Annotated in this window: 22 protein-coding genes; 4 read left to right on the top strand and 18 right to left on the bottom strand. The window is 51.5% G+C overall.

What is annotated here, in order from left to right:
- Position 1: 1 nt before the first annotated feature.
- Genes VF399_12245 through VF399_12215 form a run of 7 tightly spaced genes read right to left on the bottom strand, consistent with a single transcriptional unit; the run spans position 2 to position 5774 of the window.
- On the bottom strand, positions 2–1531 hold the full coding sequence (locus tag VF399_12245; protein HEX7321110.1) for a glycosyltransferase family 39 protein: 1530 nt from the start codon (positions 1529–1531) through the stop codon (positions 2–4).
- A 38-nt stretch (positions 1532–1569) separates the two neighbouring features.
- Positions 1570–1911: a hypothetical protein gene (locus VF399_12240; GenBank protein HEX7321109.1), complete on the bottom strand. Its 342-nt coding sequence runs from the start codon at positions 1909–1911 to the stop codon at positions 1570–1572.
- Between the two features lies 1 nt (position 1912).
- Positions 1913–2380 carry a PTS sugar transporter subunit IIA gene (locus VF399_12235; protein HEX7321108.1) on the bottom strand — a complete coding sequence of 156 codons (468 nt, stop codon included), beginning with the start codon at positions 2378–2380 and terminating at the stop codon, positions 1913–1915.
- A gap of 24 nt (positions 2381–2404) precedes the next feature.
- On the bottom strand, positions 2405–3988 hold the full coding sequence (gene argS, locus VF399_12230; GenBank protein ID HEX7321107.1) for an arginine--tRNA ligase: 1584 nt from the start codon (positions 3986–3988) through the stop codon (positions 2405–2407).
- On the bottom strand, positions 3981–4346 hold the full coding sequence (gene rsfS / locus VF399_12225) for a ribosome silencing factor (protein ID HEX7321106.1): 366 nt from the start codon (positions 4344–4346) through the stop codon (positions 3981–3983). The genes argS and rsfS overlap by 8 nt, the downstream gene beginning before the upstream one ends.
- Entirely contained in the window at positions 4327–4797 is a 471-nt protein-coding gene (locus tag VF399_12220; protein HEX7321105.1) for a LytR C-terminal domain-containing protein, read from the bottom strand. Before VF399_12220 ends, rsfS begins: the two co-directional genes overlap by 20 nt.
- On the bottom strand, positions 4794–5774 hold the full coding sequence (locus VF399_12215) for a sugar phosphate nucleotidyltransferase (GenBank protein ID HEX7321104.1): 981 nt from the start codon (positions 5772–5774) through the stop codon (positions 4794–4796). Before VF399_12215 ends, VF399_12220 begins: the two co-directional genes overlap by 4 nt.
- A gap of 149 nt (positions 5775–5923) precedes the next feature.
- Between VF399_12215 and VF399_12210 the strand changes: the two genes are divergently transcribed.
- Positions 5924–8326, top strand: a complete 2403-nt coding sequence (locus VF399_12210) for a homocysteine S-methyltransferase family protein (protein ID HEX7321103.1) — start codon at positions 5924–5926, stop codon at positions 8324–8326.
- 36 nt (positions 8327–8362) lie between these two features.
- Entirely contained in the window at positions 8363–9196 is an 834-nt protein-coding gene (locus VF399_12205) for a methylenetetrahydrofolate reductase (protein ID HEX7321102.1), read from the top strand.
- Positions 9197–9377: 181 nt separating this feature from the next.
- On the opposite strand, the gene VF399_12200 is transcribed toward VF399_12205, so the two are convergent.
- The 5 genes from VF399_12200 to VF399_12180 all read right to left on the bottom strand — a co-directional run bounded on the left by VF399_12200 (position 9378) and on the right by VF399_12180 (position 14008).
- Positions 9378–10007, bottom strand: coding sequence for a hypothetical protein (locus VF399_12200; protein HEX7321101.1), 630 nt, complete (start codon positions 10005–10007; stop codon positions 9378–9380).
- On the bottom strand, positions 10004–10846 hold the full coding sequence (locus VF399_12195) for a hypothetical protein (protein HEX7321100.1): 843 nt from the start codon (positions 10844–10846) through the stop codon (positions 10004–10006). Before VF399_12195 ends, VF399_12200 begins: the two co-directional genes overlap by 4 nt.
- A gap of 337 nt (positions 10847–11183) precedes the next feature.
- On the bottom strand, positions 11184–11810 hold the full coding sequence (locus tag VF399_12190; GenBank protein ID HEX7321099.1) for a hypothetical protein: 627 nt from the start codon (positions 11808–11810) through the stop codon (positions 11184–11186).
- A 58-nt stretch (positions 11811–11868) separates the two neighbouring features.
- Positions 11869–12708, bottom strand: coding sequence for a DUF6754 domain-containing protein (locus VF399_12185; protein ID HEX7321098.1), 840 nt, complete (start codon positions 12706–12708; stop codon positions 11869–11871).
- A gap of 37 nt (positions 12709–12745) precedes the next feature.
- On the bottom strand, positions 12746–14008 hold the full coding sequence (locus tag VF399_12180; GenBank protein HEX7321097.1) for an SLBB domain-containing protein: 1263 nt from the start codon (positions 14006–14008) through the stop codon (positions 12746–12748).
- Positions 14009–14141: 133 nt separating this feature from the next.
- On the opposite strand from VF399_12180, the gene VF399_12175 reads away from it, so the two are divergent.
- Together VF399_12175 and VF399_12170 are read left to right on the top strand one after the other, a co-directional pair.
- The gene (locus tag VF399_12175; protein HEX7321096.1) at positions 14142–14897 is read left to right on the top strand and encodes a 4Fe-4S dicluster domain-containing protein; all 756 of its coding nucleotides are present in this window, start codon (positions 14142–14144) and stop codon (positions 14895–14897) included.
- 9 nt (positions 14898–14906) lie between these two features.
- Positions 14907–16562 (top strand): FAD-binding protein, encoded by a 1656-nt coding sequence (locus VF399_12170; GenBank protein HEX7321095.1) that lies wholly within the window; start codon positions 14907–14909, stop codon positions 16560–16562.
- Between the two features lie 55 nt (positions 16563–16617).
- On the opposite strand, the gene VF399_12165 is transcribed toward VF399_12170, so the two are convergent.
- From VF399_12165 to VF399_12140, 6 genes are all read right to left on the bottom strand, one after another.
- Positions 16618–17865, bottom strand: coding sequence for a Glu/Leu/Phe/Val dehydrogenase (locus VF399_12165; GenBank protein HEX7321094.1), 1248 nt, complete (start codon positions 17863–17865; stop codon positions 16618–16620).
- Between the two features lie 93 nt (positions 17866–17958).
- Complete coding sequence (locus VF399_12160) at positions 17959–19542, bottom strand: FMN-binding glutamate synthase family protein (protein ID HEX7321093.1); 1584 nt, start codon at positions 19540–19542, stop codon at positions 17959–17961.
- A 32-nt stretch (positions 19543–19574) separates the two neighbouring features.
- Positions 19575–20273, bottom strand: coding sequence for a 2Fe-2S iron-sulfur cluster-binding protein (locus VF399_12155; GenBank protein ID HEX7321092.1), 699 nt, complete (start codon positions 20271–20273; stop codon positions 19575–19577).
- Complete coding sequence (locus tag VF399_12150; protein HEX7321091.1) at positions 20270–23347, bottom strand: NADH-ubiquinone oxidoreductase-F iron-sulfur binding region domain-containing protein; 3078 nt, start codon at positions 23345–23347, stop codon at positions 20270–20272. The genes VF399_12155 and VF399_12150 overlap by 4 nt, the downstream gene beginning before the upstream one ends.
- Before the next feature lie 127 nt (positions 23348–23474).
- A complete protein-coding gene (locus VF399_12145) occupies positions 23475–23858 on the bottom strand; it encodes a (2Fe-2S) ferredoxin domain-containing protein (protein HEX7321090.1) in 384 nt (127 codons plus the stop codon).
- Between the two features lie 67 nt (positions 23859–23925).
- A complete protein-coding gene (locus tag VF399_12140; GenBank protein HEX7321089.1) occupies positions 23926–24480 on the bottom strand; it encodes an ATP-binding protein in 555 nt (184 codons plus the stop codon).
- Positions 24481–24493 lie beyond the last annotated feature (13 nt).

Here is a 24493-nt window from a genome sequence, read left to right as displayed (position 1 = left end):
ACTACGGGCGGTCCAGCCTGACAACATCAACCTGAGGCTTAAAGGCCAAGTCCCAAAGCATCTGTCGATCCCCGGGCTTTATCTTTTCCAGGTCAACGACAAACAACTCATAAATCTGACGTTCGTTTCTTAAAGGATTAAAGATATCCTGGTAGTAAACTGGATCGTCCTTGAATTCTACAGAATCAACAAGGCGTGCGCCAAAACGCTCAGTTATCTCATCCATGTTCATCATGGAACAGACGGTGGAATACAGAATGACAAGTTTATTTTCGCTGTCAAGCTCGTTATCATCGTAGTGCATTATCATATTGTTTTTTCGATAGATCTCAGCAAGAGCTGATATTTTTGTCGAAGGATTGGTCTCCGGCACCAGGATCGTTCCCTTGATATAAAAATAGACATTGGGAGGAGTGATAACGTACACGTAACGAGCATTTTGCAGATTGCTTTCTTGATTTACCTTGGCGGCGATCTGGCGCGGGACTGCGGAACTGTACGACAAGGTCGAGTAACCGGATACGACCGCGACCGCCAGGCAAAGCGCAAGACCGTAGAATTTGAAACGGCCTGCCGAGTTCAGAACAAAAGCTGCAGCCATGCAGATGATCGGGACCAAAGGATATGCCAGGCGAAAGTATGGATAGTAGAAGCCTACCAATATCAGCACGATCAATGCCGGGATCCCAAGCCATATCGCGCTTTCTCTTAAGATATCCAGACGGATAGAACCCTGCGCTGGTCGTGCTGCATAGATCAGCGCACCGATAACGACCAGGACGGCAGGTACAGTGGAAAAGCGCATTATATAATACAGGAATTGCAGGTGATGGATGCCGGTAACCGCAACATGGCGGGTAAAGATGCCCGGCAGCGATACGGCTTTGAAAAAAACGATGGCATACGGTAAAAATAATACAAATGGTATTATCACGGTGAATAGGCACCAGCGCCAGGACACTGTCTTTCGGTATTTAAGACCGATGATCAGGAACACCAGGGGCAGCAGGAAGCCTGAATATTTAGTGTAAAGGGCAAGTACCGAGCACGCGCCGGCGATCAATAGCGAACGGTTATCATTACCAGTGATTCCCAGATAAAAAAAGAACATGCCCGTAAGAAAAACGAGCAGGAAAAAGGCGTCGCTGAGGCCGGATCTGGAGAAAAAAAGGAAATACTCGGTCGTTATGAACAACAACACGGCAAAAAGACCGGTCATGCCGTCGAATAAACGCCGGGTGAAATGATAAAGAACGATTATGGTCACGCCTGATGATAAGATCGACAGTAACGGCAGAACCCAGCCATGATCGAAAAAGATCAGGAAAAAGATGGCGATGATAGCCTGGAACAGGGGAGGGGTTTGGAAATTAAAAGGTTTACCCGCGGTAAAACCGTGCGCCAGCCATTGAGCCTGTACGGCAAACACGCCTTCATCCCAGTCAATAAGGGCCCGGTTCCTCAAGGTGACCACGCTGAAGATCATGAAAAACAATACGACGAGTACGACGATGGAACTGTTTTTATCCATGGGTTACGGTCCTTATCGTAAAAGACCGCAGGTTATGGCTACTTTTTTCGCCAGTATAATATCCGACCACAATTAGGGCAATTCAGGATCTCATCCCTCTTGGTGGTCATCTCAGTGGGTAGTTTCTGAAAACAACCGAAACAAAACCCGTTCTCAACCGGCGCGATAGCCCGTGAGTAGCGTTTTTTCAAGCGTTCATAAGTCTCCGCTAGTTCTCGCGGGATCTTTTTCAGTATTTCATTTCTCGTTTCAATGAGAGTTACACTGGCTTCGTCTTCGATCTTGAACCCGATTTTTTTATACGCCGGTTCATCCATATCCGCGATCAGGTTATCCAGATCAAAGAGCAATTTCAAGTGCATCTCGGTGACGTGCGACATGCTACCTCCTATTGCCGATGTCTTTCTCGATGGTGTTGATCATCGTTATAAATTCCTCCTGCGTGGCGGGTTTATAGATAAGGTTGTTCTTCGTTATTTCCTTGGCGATCTGCACAACCTTACCTAGTGTCAAGAGGTACTGGTTCCCAGGGTCCTGGGGCGGCGCGATGATAAGGAACAGCAGGGACACTCCTTTTTTATCGATAGCGTTATAATTGATCGGCTTAGTAGTTCGGCCGATCGATATCTCAAGTTTATCGACAACCAGGGACCGGCAGTGGGGGATCGCGATCCCTTTGCCGATACCGGTCGAGCCAAGTTCTTCGCGCTTCAGCAGCGTGGAGACTATCAGTTCCGCATCGGCTGCTTTTTTTATCGAATATACCAGGTCTTTTATCACGTCATCTTTTTTGCCTGGTTTAAGATCCAGATTGATACGGTCTTTCGTAAGAAGACTTGTAAGATTCATCAGTGATCTCCTTTTTTGACTGCCTTACATGTGATCCGGACATGAAACACCAAGCAGCTCGAGCCCCTTCTTTATCACCAGTGCCGTGCGTTGCACCAGATAAAGACGGGCCTGGGCCAGGCTCTCTTCATCGCAGACCACACGATGTTTTTGGTAAAAAGCGTGAAACAAACGAGCTAATTCGATAAGATAATAAGTGATGGGGTAAGGATCGAGATTGCGTACCGCGTCCTCGATTATCTCGGGGAATCTAACGGCATGTTTAATCAATGCCATTTCCTCGGTTTCCCGCAGTACCGAGAGATCGACATCGGCAGCAAGCGAAGTAGATCTCTTTTCGGCATGCGCGATTATGCTCTGGATACGCGCGTGGGCGTACTGGACATAATAGACCGGATTTTCCTCAGAATCCTTCATTGCCAGGTCCAGGTCAAAATCAAGATGCTGCGAGCAGGAACGCATGAGGAAAAAGAACCGGGCAACGTCGGTTGGGATCTTCTCCAGCAGCTCGTTCAGAGCAGTGAACGTCCCAGCCCGTTTTGACATCGTCACGGCGATCCCGTCTTTTTTCAGCTTTACTTGCTGGACAATAATCACCTTCAGGATGTCGCGCGGGTGGCCAAAAGCCTGGATCCCGCCGATCAAGCTGGGCACTTGGCCTGCATGATCCGGTCCCAGCACCGTGATCAGCCGGTCGTAACCGCGTTTGATCTTGTCCAGATGATAAGCGATATCGGGAAGGAGGTAGGTGTAACGGCCATCGCTGGTGACGATCACCCGGTCGCGCTTATCCTCAAACTTGGTCGACCTGAAATACAGCGCTCCTTCCTGTTCAAAGGTCAGATCCTTGTCTTTCAGGGATTTTAAGACCTGTTCTACGGCTCCATGCTCACGAACCACCGATTCACGTTTCCAGTAGTCGAACGTGACCCCGAACGAACGCAGGGTATGCTGGTGGTTCTCCACAAAGTACTCAAGGGCGAATTTTTTGATGTCATCGTGCTGCGTCAGTCCTTTTTCTACGGCCTGTTTCGCCACATCAATAAGGTAGGTCCCGTGATATCCGTCATCCGGTATCTGCATAGGCTTACCCGCAAGTTCCATCATTCGCTGTTCGACGCTGACGGCAAGCAGCTCGATCTGTCGGCCGCTGTCATTGACATAGTACTCTGCCTGGGCGTCGAAGGCGAACGCGTTGAGGATCTTGATCAGAGAATCGCCAAAAGCGGCTGCCCGGGCGCTCACGATGTTGATCGGTCCGGTCGGGTTTGCGCTGACGAACTCGACTAAAACTTTTAAACGCTGGCCGCGGGTCTGGGCACGGTCACTTTCCCGAAAACATTTGATCAGGTAATCGGCGGTTAAGGTCATATTGATATACCCGGGAGGGTAGACGATGACTCGTTCGATAATAGCATCATTTCCTTGTTGGATACGGGATGCGATCGACTGCGCTACCTGCATCGGATCGCCGCCATCGCGCGCCGCGATCTTCATGGCGACGTTAGTGGACACATCGCCCGCTTTACCCTTGGGAACGTAATCGATGAAAAACTCTTCGCCGGCCACCACCTGTTCGAGGACCTTTTTTATTTCGTCCCTAATCATCTTCGATCGCAATATGCGGGGCATCGCCCCATAATCTTTCAAGCCCATAGAACACCCGCGTCTCGGCCAAAAAGATGTGGACGACAACATCGATGTAATCGAGCAGAACCCATGATCCGGAATCCATACCTTCGATATGGTCCGGTTTCTCGCAGCTGATCAAATGATCGGCAAGCGTTCGGTTATGAACAACGGACAAGCCGTCAACGATCACGAAATAATCCGTTATCGGCGATATCGTTCTGAGATCGAAGATGACGATCCGGCTGCCCTTTTTGTCGGCCAGCAGGGCCGCCAGCTTTTTCGCCAGGTCCAGCGCCTGTGTGGGTGCTGCTTTCTTAGAACTTTTTGGCGACATCGGGGAATAATTTTTGATAATCCTGACCCAGGATCAGCGTTATATCGATATAGAGCACCGGGTCCACGTCTTTGCCGGTATTAGCGCAGCCAATACGGCGGCTGAAGTACTTCGCGTGTTCCATGTTCTCGCTGCTGCGCTCGATGACGACCGTTTCCTGGTGGGCTTCGCCGCTGGTATTGCCGATCTTCACGACATTGAAACCCTGTTCACGCAGTATATCGGTAACCTTAAGGGCAAGCCGTTCGATCCCGCATCCATTGAGAACCTCGATCCGTAACTGGCTGTTTTTCTTAAATGTATCCTCCGGGGATTCCCGGTTTTGGCGTACGACGACCACGGATAATGAAAACAGCAGCAGGACGGCGATGAGGATATAGAGCCCCGCCTTCCCGCCGTTAAATTTGAGCATCCGACCGCAAAATTTCGCGTGGCGCGTTATTTCGTTCATGAACCGTGACGCCGTGACCGACCATTTTGTCCCTTAAACGGCATGCGCTTGTCGTTTTTTATCCAAACATACGGTCCAATGACGGCATGGTTCGCGATAACCGTGGTGCCTTCGAGCATAGTGTACGGCCTGATGTGGACAAATCTCCCGATCTTGACACTCAGGTCGATCTGAGTCGTATCCGGATCCTCGATGTGAACTCCACGTTGCATCAGTTCCTCGAACCAGCGCTGCTTGATGTAACCGCGCAGGCGCGCCATGTCGACACGCGAGTTGATGCCGTGGATCTCTTCTTCATTCTCGGTTTTGTAACCGACCACGGTTTTCCCTGCCGCAATCAGGCGCCGGACAATATCGGTAAGGTAGAATTCAGCCTGCCGGTTGCGGTCGGTAAGCATAGCCACTGCCCGTGCCATCGCGGATTTCTGTCCGAAGTACATGCCGCTGTTTATCTCCCTGATCCTTTTTTGAACTAGCGTGGCGTCACTGTGCTCAACGATCTCTTTTAACCGGTTGCGACGATCGCGCACGATCCGCCCGTACCTGCCGGGGTCGTTTAAAGCGCAGGTCAGCACGGTCAGCGCTGCTTTTTTAAGATCGTGGAACGATATCATCTGGCACAGCGTATCGGGTTTGATGCCCGGAGCGTCACCTGATAGGATCAAGACCGATCTCTGGCGCGCGTGCGCCAGTCCGATTCTCGCGGCATCACCAGTGCCTAAAGGTACTGGTTGGACAGCGTAAGTCACGCGTTTGCCAATGATCTTTGAAACCTCACTTTTTTGTTTTCCGACGACAAGCACGATCTGGTCACTGCCGATCCGTTCGGCGATTTCAACGACGAATTCGATGATCGGTTTACCGAGAATTGTATGGAGGATCTTGGGAACCGGGGAGAACATTCTTTTGCCGGCACCGGCGGCCAGTATGATGGTAGTGAATTTTTTGTCCTTACAACCTCTGTCCTCTGTGGGCACAATAAAATATAACCAAAAACGCCCGTATGTCAATATCGGAAGATATCGCGTTATCAATGAGCAGTCACTGTTTTTAGGGAGCATTAAGTCTACTCATCTCCGAGGGCGGCACCATTGACTTGGAGGAAAAAAGGCATAGAATTAATGCCATGGCAACGGCATCGGGACTGTTAAAAACGCAAAAAGTGCTCATTTTTGACGGCGCGATGGGCACAAATTTGCTTGCCCAAGGGCTAAAACCCGGCGAATCGCCTTCAATTCTGAACCTGCGCCGTCCCGGGGCCGTGCGCAGCCTGCATGCCGCATATGTGGCCGCCGGTTCCCAGATGATCCTGACCAATACTTTCAGCGCGCACCAGGGTTACTACGCGATGCCGGTTTTGCGCAAAGTGATCGCAGCCGGTGTCAGCATTGCCCGTACGGCCGCCGGCACCAGGGCGGCGGTCGTCGCCGATGTATCGCCATTCGGAGAGTTGTTGGTGCCCTACGGAAAGATCTCTTTTGAAAAAACCATTACCCGCTATTGCGAGTTGTTCGCGATCTATCGATCATGCGGCTTGGATACGGTCTGTCTCGAGACCTTCACTTCACTGGTCGAGGCGAAAGCCGCTTTTATCGCCGCCCGTAATTACTTCAAATACATCCTGATCAGCATCAGCCTTGAAGAAAACGGTCATACTGTCATGGGTGAATCGCCGGAATCATTCGCCGTACTCTTTGACGGACTCGGTGCCGCGGCGATCGGAATTAACTGCACAGCGCCGGATACGCTTCTGTGCGCGCTTGAAAAAATGAGGCACTATACCGACGTACCGCTTATGGCTAAACCTAACGCCGGACGCGTGCGCATCGTCGGCAATAAGGTCAAACAAACGTTGAGCGGCGGCAAACTGGCATCTTATTGCGAGCGCTACATCCGCGCCGGTGCCCGTGTTATCGGCGGTTGTTGCGGCACGGATCCCGATTACATAAAAAAGATCAAAGACCGCTGTGCCGTCGGGTTGACGCCAAGAATCGGGATTCGTAAACGATTCGCGCTGTGTTCGGCGCGCGCATCAGTCAGTTTCGAAGATGGTAAAACATATATCGTTGGCGAACGGCTGAATCCCTCGGGTCGCAAGTCGCTGCGAGAGAGCATTGCGCATCGTGATTTCAAGATATATGGAGCTGAGGCGGCCGCCCAGGAAGGGACCGGTGCCGCGGCTCTCGATGTCAACGCGTTCATTGCCGGCGGCAATGAAAAGGAAAATCTTCAAGAAGCGGTCTACGCGGTGTCAGCTGCCTCATCCCTACCACTTTTCATCGACACTCAGGATTACGCAGCAGCTCGAGCGGTGATTTCCAGGTATCCGGGTATCGGTGTTTTCAATTCGGTCCCGGCCCGTGAAAAAGAACTGCGTTTATGGTTGCCCATGCTCAGGTACTACGGATTCAAAGCCGTTATTTCACTGGTTGGTACTACGATCCCTAAAACCCACTCTGAACGCATGAAAAATGTGCGGTTGGCACTGAAGATCGCCCTGCAAAACGGTTTTAGACGGGAAGACGTGATCTTTGATCCGCTGGTGTTTTCATTGGCAACCGACCCGGTTCAGGTAAAGCATACCCTGCATACGGTCCAGGTGTTATCACGGCGGAGACTGAAGACTATTCTCGGAATATCCAATATCTCTTTTGGCCTGCCCCGGAGACACTGGCTTAACGCGGTCATGGCTCATGAAGCCATCCGGAGCGGTATTGATTTCTTGATTCTGAACACGGAAAATGAGCCCGTTATGAACACGGTGATCGCAGTTCAAGCCCTGATCGGCGGCAATGCGATTAAATATATCAACGCCGTACCCCGGCTGACCGACGTGACTGAATCGATAACAAAGGGAAGACTGGTCGCGCGACAAACGGTTGGCCAGACGGCGGCAAGTATTGCGGGCCGATCGCTGATCACGGCGGTAGTCGAAGGCGATGGTGCAGAATCGATCAGGCAGGTCAAAGATCTTATCAAACGAGGAGTTAAGTCCAGGGAGATAATCGATGAGCACGTGATCAAGGCGCTGCAAACGGTAGGCGATCGTTATGAAAAGGGAATATTTTTTGTTCCCGACCTTTTGCGGTCCGCCGATGCCGCCAAGCGCGCACTGGATGTGGTGAAAAAGTCGCTGCCGAAGACAGCGTTCAAACATTCTATAGTACTGGCGACAGTAAAGGGCGATATTCACGACATCGGCAAGAATATCGCGGCTATGGTATTCGAATCGGCAGGCTACAAAGTCATTGATTTGGGAAAAGATGTCACCGCAGACAGGATAATCAGCGCGGTCAGGCAGCATCGGCCGTGCGCTTTGGGACTGAGCGCATTGCTCACGACCACGATGCCGGAAATGGCACGCGTGATCGAAGAGTTGCGCAGGAATAGATTGAAGATCAAGGTAATTATTGGCGGACCCAATGTGAGCGATGCCTATGCCAGGCAGATCGGCGCTTTTGGCGCAGCGAAAAGCGCAATGGCAGGGTTGAAGATCGTTGGAAAAATCCAGAAGGTGATGAAGGGATAGCGGGCAGGATCGACCCGCGGATAAAAGGCGAGCACAATGCTGCGCGATAAAATACAGAAAAGCAAAATAATCACCCTTGAAGTTCTGCTTCCGGTCAGCACCGACACCCGAACCATGATTACCGAACTCGAGCCGCTAAAGGAGCATATTGACGCAATTAACATTCCATCCAATCCATTGGGCAAATTGCGCCCGGATTCCCTGTGTTTTGGGCATATCATTCAAGATAAACTTCAAGTCGAAACCATACCGCACTTTGTAGCGCGCCACTACACTTTACTGATCTTTGAAAGCCAGCTGTTGGGCGCTCATGCTCTGGGTATTCAGAACATCCTTTGTGTTACCGGCGACAGCCCGGTCGAAGGCCGGAGTATGTTCGATCTTAATGGCGCGAAACTGCTGGAAATCGCGAACAATCTGAGGAACGGGATCACTTCGGCGCGCCGGGCGATCCAGCCACTCGATTTTTGCTTATGCGCGGGTTTCAATCCCAATGTTCCGAACCTTCAAGGCGAATTCCTAAAGGTAAGCGAAAAGTATCATAGCGGGGCAGAGGTTTTCTTTACGCAGCCGGTTTTTGATCCCGATAATTTCGTTAAAATCCTGAGAGAATTCCGATCGCGCTATATTAAGGCAAAGATAATCGCCGGTCTTTCCTTCCTGTATACGAAGAAAAGGGCTTTTTCTCTGATGAAATTCCTGGGCATCCCTTATAATTATATTAAATACATTGAGGAAAAAGATGAAACAGAACTGCTCTTTGAAACTGCCCAGAAGATAAAAGATCTAGTTGACGGGTTTTATATTATTCCCATCGGCAAATACTCCGGTGCCTTGCCGTTGGTGAAGAAGATAAGAAAACTAATATAGCTTGTCTCGCCAGTCTATTTAGCATATGTCACTGTCGTTCTGAGAGTTTCGTAGAAACTCGAAGAATCTTAGATCCTTCCCACCACACGTCTTGGTGGACCATGGCGCTGCGTTCAGGATGACAGGCATCATGTCATTTGGCTTAGACCAAAAAGACCAGACAAACCAAATAAACTCCTTTTTATTTTATGATCCCCAGCCAATCCCCGAGCAGGAACTGCAGCCTTCCGATCAGAAGGCTGATCCGCGCCATCACCGTATAGCCGAAACTCGCACCGAAGCCGAGCATAAGAAATATAATACCGGTATTAGAAGCGACTTTAAAAATGCCCTTGCGTTCGCGACTGAAGAAGAAATAAATCAAAGTAGCGGCGGTGCCAAGGAATACCATGATCGTCCAAAGCGCGGTGTCCCACCGAATAAAACTTGACCGGATCAGGATCGTTCCCTGGATCTGTTTGATGATATCGGTCTGTAAATAAGCGGGGATCGCCACTCCAGAACCCCAGCCCATGATGAACGCGATGGGGATGCGGACCAAAAAACCGATCCGCGGGATAAAGCGCGTTATGTAGAGCAGGCCCAGGGCCAGGGGAATAATAAACCAGAGTTTTCCTTGCTGGAACAGGGGTACGACAAGGTTGGGGAAAACCGTGTTGTGGTATGATAGGGCGATCAGGTAACCGGCTGACAAACCGACAAAGAGGTGTTCGGCAAAGCGGTAGAAAGGATTATCACGGTAGAGAAATGAAAAGATGCTGAGTGTCAGAAACGCCGATAGCCATACCCAGGGACTCGTTGCTATGTTCATTTCTGCCTCCTCATCAGAAAAAATCCGACATTACCGACTATGATGAACAGTATTATGAACAAATGGCCGAGAGATTGGGCGTCCATCGCCTTGGTTGCATTCTGGTTGGGCATTCGGTAGCCGTTCTTGGCAAGCATGGTTTCGTACTCAGCCGCGCCTTTCATGCCACCGAACATACCGATGAGCTGGCCGCTGTTCAAATAGGGAAATGCGTCGGCTGCAGATACGGCAGTAACACCGGTTGCCACTTTCATGCCGAATTTTGATTGGCCATAATATAGCCACTGTCTGAATCCCGGTTCACCTGTAGAAAGGCTTATTACCAGGCTGAGGTCATCATAGTTAATAAGATTTGAAGTCAGTGGTATGGAATCCAGCGGCCGATTATAATAGTCCAATGGAAATACGTTCTTAATTCGATCACCCAAACCAATGATTACAGCTGCACCGCCGGCTTTGTAACCGAGGAAAACATAATCCTCACCATACTTTTTATTGAACAAGGCGTTCGTTTCGTTGATGCCCAGCTCAGCCATGCCCGCGCCCTGGGGCCATAGTGCCATTACTAATACTTTCACGTTTCTGGAAAAACATTGACTCAGCACACCCAAGAGCATGGGATAGATCTCAGGCATTGTCTGGGGGTCAAAATCGCACGAAATGAGGACTGGTTTGGAGGTCGAGTCGAGCTGTTCTATCGCATCGTAGATCTTTTTTGTCTGGGGTGTCACATTGATCATCAGGCCGACGGGGATGATCAACGGCAAAAGAACGGCGGCGGCGATCAGCAAAAAAATGATCTGCCGGGGTATTTTGGCGATCCGTTCACCAAACTTCATAGATCCTCCGATGGCGAAGCGATAATAAACGCTGGTTGTCCCGTTAGGGGCTTCCGCGAATTTCCCCCAGACCTGAAATGAGATTCATCGGGGAAATTCCGCGTCCCGAGGCTTATGCACTGACAAGTGCATCGAGGGAATAGATCCTCCGATGGCGAAGCGATAATAAACGCTGGTTGTCCCGTTAGGGGCTTCATTAATTTCCCAATTGCGCAGCAATAATTAATAACTGGTTGTCCCGTTAGGGGCTTCATTAATCTCACCCCCTCTTTTTTCCTCCCCCCTCGAGGGGGAGGGTTAGGGTGGGGGGGGATAACTGGTTGTCCCGTTAGGGGCTTCATTGTTTGCCTCCTCCGAGCCACGAGCGCTCGATCCCCAGCATAATCTTAAAGGCGGTGGAAACTACGCCCAGAGCGACGCCGAACATGATACCGCGCTTAGCCGCGACATTGGGGTATTTCAATAGCCACTCGGATATCTCGGGTATCTTGTTCCAGATGAAATAGCCGAAAGGCACGCTGCCCAGCATGACGATGAATGCGGCGACAAGGAGAAGCGTGGCTTCGGTCGTCTTCGCGCGGAAAGCCCGGTAAGCGGCCGAGGCCATGTAAAAAGCCAGGATCGCGAACATGGAAGATCCCAGGGGCAGAATCAGGTTTGTGTAACAATCCATGAAAAGAGTGCCCTTTTTTATCCCGAAAAACAACCCGAGGATGCTCATAAACGCCAATCCGGTCAGAGTGGCGATACTGAAAGGCCATCCCGAATTTCTTCGCTTTATCCGTTCAGTATGATGATTGACGAGACTACCAATGCCGAGAATAATGGCGAATGCGGAAACAACGATAACGTATCTCGTGACCGTTTCATTGAACGCGGTACTTACCGGATGAGCGACAAAAAACTGTATGATCATCAAAAAACCCATCACGATACAGATTACTAGCGGGATCGTCTTTTTCATAATATGTCTCCTTAGATTAATTAGCCATGTCGATCAGCGTTTTTGCGGCGACCGCAGATCAACCGATACTGAAAAGGGAAACGACCTTGTCGAATCCCAGAAGCGCGATAATGCTGGTCAGGACCAGAATACCCAGAATGATCATTTTTCCCCAGTCCTGCCCCTTTAACGAACCCAGCAGGAGCGGTTCCCTGGAAAGGTATGCCGATGCCGCGTAAAGTTCTTCACCGATCAGGGTATAATCGCAAGCTACAATGAAGAACGGCAGCTGGAAGATCGAATCCGTGCCGGCGATCTGGATGGCGCCGGTGGTCGCGCCTGTCTCGGCCAGAACCAGTGATTCAGCCCAGAACTGGCCCAGGAAAAAGTTCGTCGCCGGTTTGTCCCTAACCATAGTGCCGCACACCGCCGAGGTATAGCCGAACTGGTCCTGAGTGATGAAGTAAACATGGTCCTGGTTGAACGCGTCGGGTCGTCCGGCATCAGCGTAGGCTTCTTTGACGACTTCCCTTGCTACGGTGTAAACCACCGGATCACGGTTTGGCACAAGCAGGACAGTGCCGTAGGCCGCCGTTTTTTTGGCGACCTGCGAGAGGATGTTCATCGATGCGATGGTTGCCACAGTATCGATCGTGGCCAGACCGGGTACGTAGAGTATTGGCTTACCCATTTCGGTCGCCCGACCCACCGCTTCTTCGACGGCGTCAAGCCCCGCGATCCTGCGCACGAACATTTCCTTTCCTTTTCGCGCGCGATAAATGAAATATAGCAGTAACAGTCCGTAAAAGATCAAAGCCGCCAGCACATTAAGACGGCTAACATTGAAAATTTGCACTGGCGCAGTGACCTTCTCCGCGGTTGCTGAAATCAAGCTGAAAACAAAGGATAATACCGTCACGAAGCCTCCTTTCAGAGAAGCTCTGTGTATAAGGATATTATTTCACAGTCCGCAATGTAAGGTATGATATCAACAATGATGCCGCGACCGAAGTGATCGCCACGTAATCCTGCCAGAATTTAAAGATCTGGCGCGGCACGTAGATCCGGTCGCCCTGCTCGATCACCGGGTCTTTACGCACGGAGATCCGTTTCTTGCCGCGGACAACAAAAGCGCCGGAATAATTCGCGTCATCAAGGGGGCCTCCGGCCAACCCGATGTAATCGCTGGCTTTGAGGTTTGGCTGGTAGGGGAAAGCCGACGGAGTGACGACCTGCCCCTGGACGTATACGATCGCGTTGATCGACGGGATAACGATGACGTCATTGTCCTGGAGTTCGACGTTCGTCGGGCTCGCTTCGTCCGACAGCACGGCGGTGAGATCGATGGGTATACGACCGCCCGTCCGTTCCACGTACGCGTTCTTGTGATCGGCCCACGGGGTCAGACCGCCGGCTTTGGTGATAAAATCCGAAACCCGTTCGCCTTCATTCAATTCGTAGAGACCTTCACTAGTGCGCTCCATGGCGGCGGTTAATTGTGAAACTCTCAATTCATATCCGCGCTTTCCAAAGACCGCGCCCTTGACAATGACCGATTTCAGCATTTTCGGTATGAATATGATATCGGCATCCTGAACATAAGGATTGAAACTGCCGTCTCCGGTTTTATCGAATTTTTCAAGATTGACGGTCCGATGCAGCGCGCCGTTGCGCTTGAGTTCGATCTTGGAACGCGTTCCAAGAGTGGTCGTGCCGCCGGCGTATGCGATCACGGTGGACACGCGGTCTACCGGTGTCGCTCGCATAATGCCTGGGTACTTTACTTCCCCAACGACTATCACGGCGAATCTACGCATGCCTAATAGTGTTATATCGACATTAATATTGCGGTAATATTTCCGAAACACGGTTTTCAGAGAATCCCGGGCGGCTTTTAAGCTCAGCCGGTATACCGGGACCGCCTCCACGATATCGTGCCTGGCTTCATATACGCCTTGAGGGGTCAGGACGGTGGTGACGGGCATATTAATGGTCGCTTTTCCGTCATAAGTAATGCCGGTTATATAGGAATAGGTGGTTACGCCGGATATTGTGATGATAACGCTGTCACCAGGCATCAGGACATAATCATCGGTGACAACGCTTGACTCGAAGCTGCTTGCTGCAGAATCGGGCGTGGTCGTTTCCTGACCGCACATCACCGACATTATTACCAATATCAAGAAAGAGATTAATGCTAAAATGTGCTTGTTTTTCATGGGATTATTATACCGAATTTCAGTTTCCTGTCAATATTGTAGTTGACTTTTCACTCATTTTTTGTATAATAAATTGATGTATCAAGCGTCTAAACCAATAAACGAATTTCCATATTTTAAAGGAGGCTATTAAATGTCAGAGAATATTAATATAATGGATGAGATTGCCGCATCAAACCGGTCTGTTGTCACCGGCATCGATGCCAAAGACATTCAACACTGGGTAACGATCTCGATCCTGGGCCGAAAACATCAGGTGCCGGCGGGACTGACCATCATGCAGGCGATGGAATTCACCGGGCTCCGGTTCATTCGCGCCTGCGGATGCCGCGCCGGGTTCTGCGGGGCATGTTCGACCGTGTACCGGATCGAAGGCGATTACCGACTCAAAACAGCCATGGCCTGCCAAACCCGAGTTGAAGACGGCATGTATCTGACCCAGATCCCGTTTACACCGGCTGAACGCACCAACTACGATATCGCCAAGCTGACACCGACTATCGACGCGTTCATGCAGACTTACCCGGAGATCATCCGCTGTCTGGGGTGCAATGCCTGCACCAAGGCATGTCCGCAGGATATCGATGTCATGGAATACATCGCCTGTGGTAAGCGCGGCGATGTCGAACGCATGGCAGAGATATCGTTCGACTGCATCCAGTGCGGATTGTGTACGATCCGGTGTCCGGCCGAGCTTGCGCAGTACAATTACGCGCAGCTGGCACGACGATTGCACGGCAAATATCAAAGACCAGCACCGCCCTCCCTCAAAATCCGGGTGAATGAGATCAATGACAAGAAATACGACAAGGATTTCGAAAAACTGATGAACGCGAGCAAGGAAGAGCTGACGAAAATGTACACTTCACGGGATATCGAAAAGGCATAGGGAGGAGCAATGGCAGAACTCAAATTCATCGGCGGTTACCCGGAATACATGCGGAAAATGATCGAGGCCGTTAACCTGACGCGTTCCAAGCGCAGGGATTACACGCCCAAAGCGATGACCATGGCAGAACGCGATGATGTACTCAAGGTTCATCCCGATTTTGCACCCGGCGGCAAGCGCGCGATCACGATCGGTGTGAACAAGGGAGATATGGCGCCAAATGAGATCGCCGACCTGCTGGAAGCACATCCATTGATAAGCGAACGTGACATCAACATCACGGCGCCGGATTATTCTGTCGACCTTCTGATCATTGGCGGCGGATTGGCCGGAACAACGGCCGCCCTTTGGGCGACCAACAAAGGCGTGAAAAAAGAAAATATCCTGCTGGTCAATAAACTGCGGCACGGCGATTCCAATTCCATGATGGCGGAAGGCGGCACCCAGGCCGCAGACCGGCCTAATGATTCGCCGGCGATCCACTTTCTGGACGCGCTCGGCGGCGGACACTTTACCAATAAGCCTGATGTGCTCAGGGCTTTGACCGAAGATGGGCCGGTCATCATGGACTGGCTATGCGATCTCGGCGCCATGATCGACCGCGAGCCGGATGGCAGCTTTACTGAAAAGGCCGGCGGCGGCACGTCGCGCAACCGCATGCACGCATGCGCGGATTATACCGGCATGGAAGAACTCAGGGTCATCCGCGACGAATTCAGATCACGTGAAATACCTTGTCTCGAATTCTATCCAGTCGTGGAACTGTTGACCGACGGCAACGCCGTGACCGGCGCGGTGCTTTATAATCTTGAGACCGGACAGTATAAGATAGTACAGGCAAAAGCCACGATCATCGCGACCGGCGGCTTCGGCCGGCTGCACATCAGGGGTTTTCCGACGACCAATCATTACGGCGCGACCGCCGATGGCGTGGTGCTCGCTTACCGCGCCGGCGCAAAACTGCGCGATACCGATACGGTTCAATACCACCCAACCGGCGCCGCCTATCCTCAACAGATAGTCGGTCTGTTGTTGACCGAAAAACTGAGAAGCATGGGTGCCCAGCCAGTGAATATTGAGGGCGAAGCGTTCGTCTTCCCTCTGGAACCGCGCGACGTCGAAATGGCAGCGTTCATCCGTGAATGCTACGTGCGCAACAAAGGGGTCACGACGCCCACGGGCATGCGCGGCGTGTGGCTTGATACGCCGCTGATCGACACGAAGAACGGTCCCGGCACGATCGAAAAGGCTTTTCCCGGCATGCACCGGATGTACAAGCGGTTCGACATTGACATACGCAAAGACCCAGTTCTGGTTTTCCCGACGCTTCATTACCAGAACGGCGGTGTAGAGACCGATCCCTGGGGCAAAACGAACCTTGAACGGTTATGGGTCGCGGGTGAAGTTTCGGGCGGTGTCCACGGCAAGAACCGCCTCATGGGTAATTCAACGCTTGACTGCTTGGTATTCGGCCGCCGGTCAGGGATCTCGACCGCCGAGTATCTTCTTAAAAATCCTTCCCAAGGCAAATTGTCATTGGCTCATGTCCCCGCCTATGAAAAAATGATCAATGATGCCGGTATAAAAACGACGCGGAAATCCCCGATCCTGCTCCCCGATTACCGCGGCAAGGCGGTGCTGGCGAGGATGATAGATATACTTTAATAACCGTTTGGATCGTTAAGATCGTTAGTGTCGTTTAAATCGTTCTAAAAATCTATTACGGAAATATCCCCCGGTACTTGTAGACTTCGGCCACACGCTCCAGCGCCACGACGTAAGCGGCAGTTCTTAGCGATGTTTTCATGGTCATGGCTTTTTTCCAAACTTCGGCGAATGTTTTGACCAGTTTGCGTTCAAGGCGTTCATTTACTTCCTGTTCTTCCCAGTACATGCCTGACAATGCCTGGACCCATTCAAAATGGCTGACGATGACACCGCCTGCATTCGCAAGAATATCGGGCGCGACATAGATACCCTTTTTATCCAGGATCTCATCGGCTTCAGGCGTGGTCGGACCGTTGGCACCTTCAACAATAATACTGACTTTGACGCGGCCCGCGTTATCCCCGCGGATCTGGTTTTCCAGTGCCGCCGGGATCAAAAGGTCGGCTTCCTGGAATAGTATCTCATCCCGGTCGATCCTTTTGCCTTTCTTGTACGGTTCCAGCAGTTTGTGTTTTTCCACCACTTCCATCAGCTCCGTCACGTTGAATCCATTGGGATCGAGCAGGCCGATCGAAGAATCCGACACGGCGACGATCTTGGCGCCCATTTGTGAAAGGAAATACGCCGCATAACCTCCCACGTTGCCGAACCCCTGAATGATCACGCGGGCATCCTTCAATGATTTGCCCAGGGCTTTGAAAAGTTCGCGCGTTATGATCGATACGCCGCGACCCGTGGCTTCTTTCCTGCCCTTGGAACCGCCCAGGACCTCGGGTTTCCCGGTCACCACTGCCGGCTCGGTATGACCGGTCATCATGCTGAAGGTATCCATCATCCAGGCCATGGTCTTTGATGTGGTGAACACGTCGGGGGCTGGTATATCCTTGTTAGGACCAAGTACCGGCATAATCTCGGTCGTGTAGCGCCGCGTGATCTTTTCAAGTTCCTGCTCGGACAGCTTAAGCGGGTCACAGATCACACCGCCTTTTGCTCCGCCATAGGGAAGGTCAACGAGCGAGCACTTCCATGTCATCCAGGCAGCCAGGGCGATCACCTCGTCTTCGCAGACATCCGGATGATAGCGCACGCCGCCTTTGGTTGGACCGCGGGCATCATTATACTGGCAGCGATAACCCATGAAACACTGCACCGTTCCGTCATCCATCTTGATCGGGAATGTAACTCTGAGCATGCGTTTGGGACACATCAGGATAGTGGTCGTCGATGCGGGAAGATTCATCGCTTTTGCCGCGGCCTGGACCTGCTGGCGCGCCATCTCGGCGACTGAAAATTTCTTCATGAGAAAAACACCTCCTTCACGATACGGGCATAAATGCCCTACTCCCAATTGGAGTAGAGGCTTCAGCCTCGTGAAATAAGACAGGATTCCTTATTAGCTGTTCAGTATCTTTTCAACCTCGTCTTTGTCGACATCCATCACGTACGGGATCTTGGAGATCTGGGCAGCATCTTTGGTGATCGCCGCGATATCGTCGCGTGTAATATAGCTTAAGGCAAATTTGCGGTTGCCGGCCATCAGCTGTCTCAAACCCTGGCTGAGCCGCTCCATGTATGTGTAGACACCCAGAGCGCCGCTCGGCAGTTCATCGAAATCCTTACCCAGTTCCTTTTTGAGCGCAGAGGCAGTAACAAAGATCTCTTCGCGGTTATTTCCAAAGCGTTCGACGAATACCGGCACCTCGTTTTCTTCGATCCTTTTGCCGATGGTCTTTCCCACCATCGCCGCGCACAGCGGACCGCGCGCCATGCCGATGATCTTGGCATAAGGCGCACCCAGGGCAAGGGCTTTGAACATCTGATCTTCAAAAGCGATACCGCCCGCAAACGCGATCGGTGGCACGTACGCGCCCTTCTTGGTGAGTTTATCGGCGTAGAAATATGTCAGGGAGTGGATCTCTACGGGCGGCATACCCCATTCATTCATCATATGCCACGGGCTCATGCCCGTTCCGCCGCCCGCGCCGTCAACCGTGAGCAGGTCGAGTTTTGCGATCGAAGCGTACTTGACCGCGCGCGCCAGGTCGGCTGGCCGGTAAGCGCCGGTCTTCAGGAAAACGTATTTGGCGCCAGCGCTGCGCAATTCTTCCACCCGTTTGACAAATGACTCTTGTTCGACCATGCCGACGCGCGAATGCCTTTCAAATTCGGAAAAAGCCCGTCGTTCAAAAGCTTTAATCACGTCCGGATCGAGCGGGTCAGGCAACACGATGTAGCCGCGTTTCCTCAGTTCCTGGGCTTTTTTCAGCTCTTTGATCTTTACTTCGCCGCCGATATCTTTTGCGCCCTGGCCCCATTTGAGCTCGACCGTGTCGACGCCGAGCTTCTGGATCGCGAATTCCTGGACCGCAAGCCGGGTATCTTCGACGTTAGCCTGCACGACCACAGTCCCATACCCGTCGCGTTGCCATTTCTTGTAGGTCTTGACCCGATATTCTAGATCCGGCGCTTTAAGAACCCGGCCGTTCTTGATATCCGAGTCCATGTCCATGGCAGCGACGTTCTCGCCAACGGTCAGGATGATACCGGAGATCGCAGCGCCGATCGCCAGGCCATCCCAGTTGTTCTTCGCGATATTGGTCGATCCCAGTCCGGGTATGACGACCGGCATTCGAAGCTTGATACCGCCATCATGTCCAACCTTGGCTTCGACATTCACGTTGGGAAAGATAGCCTTATCCGAATCGGCTTCGATACCGTGAGCGCCCACGGCGGTCCCCATGATATTAAAATGCGAATAGTCAACGGGATAATTTTTTTCCGCGGCCGCCGTCAGGATTCCAAAAGGCTGCGGGTAGATGACTTCGTGTCCCCGGTATGCCGATTTTCCGATCTCGCACATACCGATGCAACCGTCAATGCAAGTAACGCACATGCCGCTTAAAGGTACAACCGAGTCCTCAGTTCTGTTCTTAGTTAATGTTGCTGCTGAGGCATTTGGTCTAAGCAATGATCCCATTTTTTATCTCCTTTATTTCAGCCTGAGGCTGGTTATTTACTCTTTTTTATCTGATCTGGTCTTCCTTCGCATGTACCGCAATCGCCGGTCGTGCCCATCCAGCATTGATAATCATCATGCGCTTCGATGCAGGACGGTTCCAGGGTAAGACAGCCGTGGCACAGGTCGGTTGCAGCATCAGGTCCCTGGCACCGGAGTTGGCATGCCGGGCATATGTAAATACAGCCGCCGCACAGCCGGCAGACTTCTGATCGGACGTTGAACGGCGTTGCGATCTTCTTCTTGAAACCCCGTTCTACAAAACCGATCGCACCCGATTGCATTTGTTCTTTGCACATACGAACGCACAGACCGCACAAGATGCAGTTTTCGTTGCGTGGTGTGAACCGCACCTGCTTGACATTGAATTTAGAGGCCAGATCCTGCAGCACCTTTGAAGACGGGCATACCGACACGAGGAGTTCGATCATCATTCTCCGTGCTTCGATTACCCTTTTGGTATTGGTTCTCACCTTCAAACCTTGTTCCACCGGATAGGTGCATGAGCTGACAAGCCGGGAGTTGGGAGCATCGCCTATTTCCACAAGGCAAAGCCGGCACCCGCCATAAGGAGTCAGCCCTTCGCGGTGACAAAGGGTAGGGACTTCGATACCGTAGAACGTGCACGCGTCGAGTATGGTCGAACCATCCTCAACTTGAACTTCAAGGCCATTCAGTTTGATTGGAATCATTTCAGCTCCTTTTCGTCTTCCTTTTTTGCCTCCAGGTCGCATCTCAAACACCGTTTTGCTTCGATCATTGCCTGTTTTTCATCAAATCCCAGGTCGACCTCCTTGAAATTCTTGCTGCGTTTTCCCAGCACAAGTTTTGCCGTTGACTGGCGCTTGCTTTCAAGCTGCTCCTTTTCCGTAAGCACGACCGGATCGACATAAATCGACGGCCGCGTCACGGCATATTTCAATTCCAGCTTCTCGCCCTTGACATATCGATCGATAAGTTCAGCGACCTTCTTGCCGTCGGCCATCGCCTCGATAACCGTGCTTGGTCCACGGATCGCGTCTCCGCCAGCGAAGACACCGTTTAAATTGGTTGCGAACGTCTCCTTGTTGACTTCAAGCGTATTCCATCGGGAAATGGTAAGTTCCGGATCGGGTCCGAGACATGAAAGGTCAGGTTGTTCACTGATCGCCGTTATTACCGTATCAAGTTCAATGACAAAATCGGATCCTTTTATCGGCAAGGGTCTCCGCCTGCCGCTGTCATCGATATCGCCCAGTGACATGCGCTGGCATTCGATTCCGGTGATAGTGCCTTCTGTTACGATCACCTTCGTCGGGGCGGTTAGATACTTGATGTCGATTCCTTCCTCGAGCGCGGCATCGACTTCTTCTTTGTAGGCGGGCATTTCGGCGAGGGTCCGGCGATAGATGATCGTCACCGACTCAACACCGGCGAGGCGGTGCGCTACCCGTGCCGCATCGACCGCAGAATTTCCGCCGCCGATAATACCGATGCGCTTGCCAACCAGCATTTTCTTGCCAAGGTGTACGGCGTTCAGAAACTCCATGCCGGGCAGAACGCCGTTGGCATTTTCATTTGGAACGCCAAGTTTTATGCTCTTATGGGCTCCGATCGCTATATAAACCGCCTTGTACCCCTGTTTGAACAGGTCGTCGGTTGAAAAATCAGTGCCGAGTTTCTGATTGAGTTTTATCTCCACGCCAGCGTCAATGATGCGCTGGATATCCTTTTTGAGATCGGCACGGGGCAGACGGTACTCGGGGATAGCCACGGCGAGCATGCCGCCAATAACAGGCAGCGCTTCGAAGATCGTGGGCGAGTAGCCTTTGCCAGCGAGGTGATATGCGGCCATGAGCCCGGATGGTCCCGATCCTATGATAGCGACTTTGATACCGTTGGCTTTAACGGCATTTTTCCTTGCCTTTTTTCCATTGCCGTATGCTGCCGCAAAACGCTTTAACGCCCGTATCGCGATCGCCTCGCCACCTTGTCCGGCGCGGCATTTTGTTTCGCACGGGTGATTGCATACCCTTCCGCATACGTTAAGCAGAGGGTTATCCTTCAATATGATATCAAACGCTTTGTCGAATTCACCGCGCGCGATATGAGCGATGTACTGGGGAGCTTCGGTGTCGATCGGACATGTGTGCTGGCAGGGGGAGGAGATGATGCTTTTACATACCACTGCCGGGCACTGTTTGTTCAGGATATGCGCGAGATATTCATCACGGAAATAATGGATCGTAGACAGTACCGGATTGGCCGCGGTTTGTCCCAACCCGCACATTGAAGCGTCCTTGACCGCGGGCGCCAGTTCTTCCAGCAATGCCAGATCCGCCAGCGTACCTTTACCCCTGGTGATCTTGTCAAGTATCTCCCACATACGCCGAGTGCCTTCTCGGCATGACAGGCACTTGCCGCATGATTCATCGCGCAAGAAATTCATGAAGTATTTAGCCACGTCAACCATGCACGTGTCTTCATCCATCACGATCATTCCGCCCGACCCCATGATCGAACCGACTTCTTTGAGACTTTCATAGTCGATGGGCAGATTGAGCATTTTCTGCGGAATGCAGCCGCCTGAAGGACCGCCGGTCTGGACTGCTTTGAATTTCTTGTTCTTGGCAACGCCACCGCCGATCTCATAGATAATATCCTTCAGCGAGATGCCCATGGGCACCTCGACCAGACCGGTATTGTTGATTTTGCCCACCAGCGAGAAGATCTTAGTCCCTTTGCTTGTTTTGGTGCCGATTTCAGAGTACCATGCCGCGCCTTTGAGGATTATCTGCGGTATGTTAGCCCAGGTTTCGACGTTGTTGATGACCGTCGGTTTGCCGAATAACCCCTTTTGCACGGGGAAAGGCGGGCGCTGTCTGGGTACGCCGATCTTACCTTCGATCGCCGCCAGGAGAGATGTTTCTTCACCCGAGACAAAAGCGCCGGCCCCGCGCGTCAATTCAAGCGTAAAATTAAAACCGGTTCCCAGGATATCGTCCCCAAGCAAACCGTATTCCAGTGCCTGTTCGATCGCGATCTGGATCCTTTTCAGGGCAAGCGGGTATTCTGTCCGCACATAGATATATCCTTTCTGAGCGCCGATCGCGCGGGCTCCGATGATCATGCCTTCCAGAACGGCATGAGGATCGGCTTCCAGCACGCTTCGGTCCATGAATGCTCCAGGGTCACCTTCATCACCGTTGCACACAATATACTTGCCATTGCTTGATCCCTGGCGGCAGCGCTCCCACTTCAAACCCGTTGGGAAACCAGCACCGCCACGGCCGCGCAATCCAGAATCTTTGACATCCTTTATGATGGTTTCCGGCGTCAATTCTTGGAGGGCTTTTTCCAGCGCCCGGTATCCGTCGAACGCGATATATTCCTCAATGTTCTCGGGATCGATCCGACCACGGTTCTTGAGGACGATCAAACGCTGGTGTTTGAAGAAACCGATATCCGACATTTTAGGAATAGGTACTGTGTCTGCCGGCGGCACGTACATCAGGTCTTTCACCGGTCGGCCCTTGAGGAAATGTTCTTCAACCAGATGCGCGATATCCTCTTTTTTCATCCGCTGGTAGAATATCCCTTCTGGTTGGACGACGACGATCGGACCCCGTTCGCAAAATCCATTACAGCCGGTCGAGATTACAGCGATTTCGTTTTGAAGGCCGCGCCGCGTGATTTCCTTCGTAAGCTCCTGCCTGATCTCGTATGAACCGCATGCCACGCAACCAGTTCCCGCACAGACGAGTAAGTGTGACCGATAACCTTTCAAATCAACCTCCTTAAAAGATAGTTTTAAGGTTGAGGTTTGGAAGCTGGATAGATAACAGAAACGTCATAATGCTTTTCTGCATTCCATCATTTCCAGCATCTCAACCTTGGCCATTCAACCATCAGTATCAGTGCGTAGTTTCGCTACCTATAGCCAGGGCACATTCATCGACGATAATGCCCTTCATCACATGTTTCTGCAAAATTTTCTTTATCTTCTCGGCGTTAAGGTCAACGTATTTCACGGGTGCCCGGCCCGGAATTTCAACCGTAGCCATGGGCTCGCGACTGCACAGGCCCGCACAACCAGACGTTGTGACGATAACATCATCGATCTTTTTCGCTTCGATCTCCTTAAGCAGGGATGTCAGGACTTCCCGTGCTCCGGCCGCAATGCCGCAGGTACCCATATGCACGGTAACTTTCGCCCGGGCTTTGCCTTCCCGGAGGATCGTGGTCCGCCGGGCTTTATCCCGGATCTTCTCCAGATCGCCGATTTTCAGCTTTTTCATATTACGGTTCTCCTTTCATTTGTAACCCCGATGCAAACGGATAACGACACGGATTCAAACGGATATTTCATTTTCGGTTAACTCCCAGTTTTTTCAGTTCACTTTGGAGCTTGTGCCGTAAAAAATCCATGACTTCAGGATTCATTATCGGTACTCCATCAAGCATGGATTTCACGTTACTCGTGCCGAGCTTAAAACCCCGGTCGTTCACCTTGTGCGCATAGACGACGTCAATCTTATCCGCATGCGTGCCGATCAAAGCCATTACTGTTTCACCCATATCGCCAAGGGGCTTCCGGTCGATATGATCATAGACAAATGTGGCCAGTACGTCCGTGCCCCTTCCTGGTTTGGATATTATATCAAATTTACCCATAGCCTCATGGGCTGACTGAGCAAGCAGCGCCAATCCCAAGCCGATCCGCTTACCCTTTTTAGTCGTATAGAAAGGATCAAGCACCTTGCTCAGTTCGTTTTTATCAATGCCGCGGCCATTATCTTTTATCTTGATGCTCAACAGATTTTTCTTGATATTTTCATCGATCAATATCTCGATCACAGTGGCACCGGCTCTTATTGAATTTTCGGCGATATCCAGCACGTGCAGGGAAAGATCATCCATAAAACCATGATCA

The organism is bacterium (genome assembly GCA_036382775.1).
GTDB lineage: Bacteria > Hydrothermota > Tepidihabitantia > SM23-42 > JAOAFX01 > DASVHD01.
Note: the sequence above shows the minus strand (reverse complement) of the source record. Positions and strands in the feature narration are given on the sequence as shown.

Bases quoted from the DNA above. Each gene is read 5' to 3' on its own strand.
- VF399_12245 (HEX7321110.1), bottom strand. From the start codon at position 1,531: ATGGATAAAAACAGTTCCATCGTCGTACTCGTCGTATTGTTTTTCATG.
- VF399_12240 (HEX7321109.1), bottom strand. From the start codon at position 1,911: ATGTCGCACGTCACCGAGATGCACTTGAAATTGCTCTTTGATCTGGAT.
- VF399_12235 (HEX7321108.1), bottom strand. From the start codon at position 2,380: ATGAATCTTACAAGTCTTCTTACGAAAGACCGTATCAATCTGGATCTT.
- argS (HEX7321107.1), bottom strand. From the start codon at position 3,988: ATGATTAGGGACGAAATAAAAAAGGTCCTCGAACAGGTGGTGGCCGGC.
- rsfS (HEX7321106.1), bottom strand. From the start codon at position 4,346: ATGTCGCCAAAAAGTTCTAAGAAAGCAGCACCCACACAGGCGCTGGAC.
- VF399_12220 (HEX7321105.1), bottom strand. From the start codon at position 4,797: ATGAACGAAATAACGCGCCACGCGAAATTTTGCGGTCGGATGCTCAAA.
- VF399_12210 (HEX7321103.1), top strand. From the start codon at position 5,924: ATGGCAACGGCATCGGGACTGTTAAAAACGCAAAAAGTGCTCATTTTT.
- VF399_12205 (HEX7321102.1), top strand. From the start codon at position 8,363: ATGCTGCGCGATAAAATACAGAAAAGCAAAATAATCACCCTTGAAGTT.
- VF399_12200 (HEX7321101.1), bottom strand. From the start codon at position 10,007: ATGAACATAGCAACGAGTCCCTGGGTATGGCTATCGGCGTTTCTGACA.
- VF399_12195 (HEX7321100.1), bottom strand. From the start codon at position 10,846: ATGAAGTTTGGTGAACGGATCGCCAAAATACCCCGGCAGATCATTTTT.
- VF399_12190 (HEX7321099.1), bottom strand. From the start codon at position 11,810: ATGAAAAAGACGATCCCGCTAGTAATCTGTATCGTGATGGGTTTTTTG.
- VF399_12180 (HEX7321097.1), bottom strand. From the start codon at position 14,008: ATGAAAAACAAGCACATTTTAGCATTAATCTCTTTCTTGATATTGGTA.
- VF399_12175 (HEX7321096.1), top strand. From the start codon at position 14,142: ATGTCAGAGAATATTAATATAATGGATGAGATTGCCGCATCAAACCGG.
- VF399_12170 (HEX7321095.1), top strand. From the start codon at position 14,907: ATGGCAGAACTCAAATTCATCGGCGGTTACCCGGAATACATGCGGAAA.
- VF399_12165 (HEX7321094.1), bottom strand. From the start codon at position 17,865: ATGAAGAAATTTTCAGTCGCCGAGATGGCGCGCCAGCAGGTCCAGGCC.
- VF399_12160 (HEX7321093.1), bottom strand. From the start codon at position 19,542: ATGGGATCATTGCTTAGACCAAATGCCTCAGCAGCAACATTAACTAAG.
- VF399_12155 (HEX7321092.1), bottom strand. From the start codon at position 20,273: ATGATTCCAATCAAACTGAATGGCCTTGAAGTTCAAGTTGAGGATGGT.
- VF399_12145 (HEX7321090.1), bottom strand. From the start codon at position 23,858: ATGAAAAAGCTGAAAATCGGCGATCTGGAGAAGATCCGGGATAAAGCC.
- VF399_12140 (HEX7321089.1), bottom strand. From the start codon at position 24,480: ATGGATGATCTTTCCCTGCACGTGCTGGATATCGCCGAAAATTCAATA.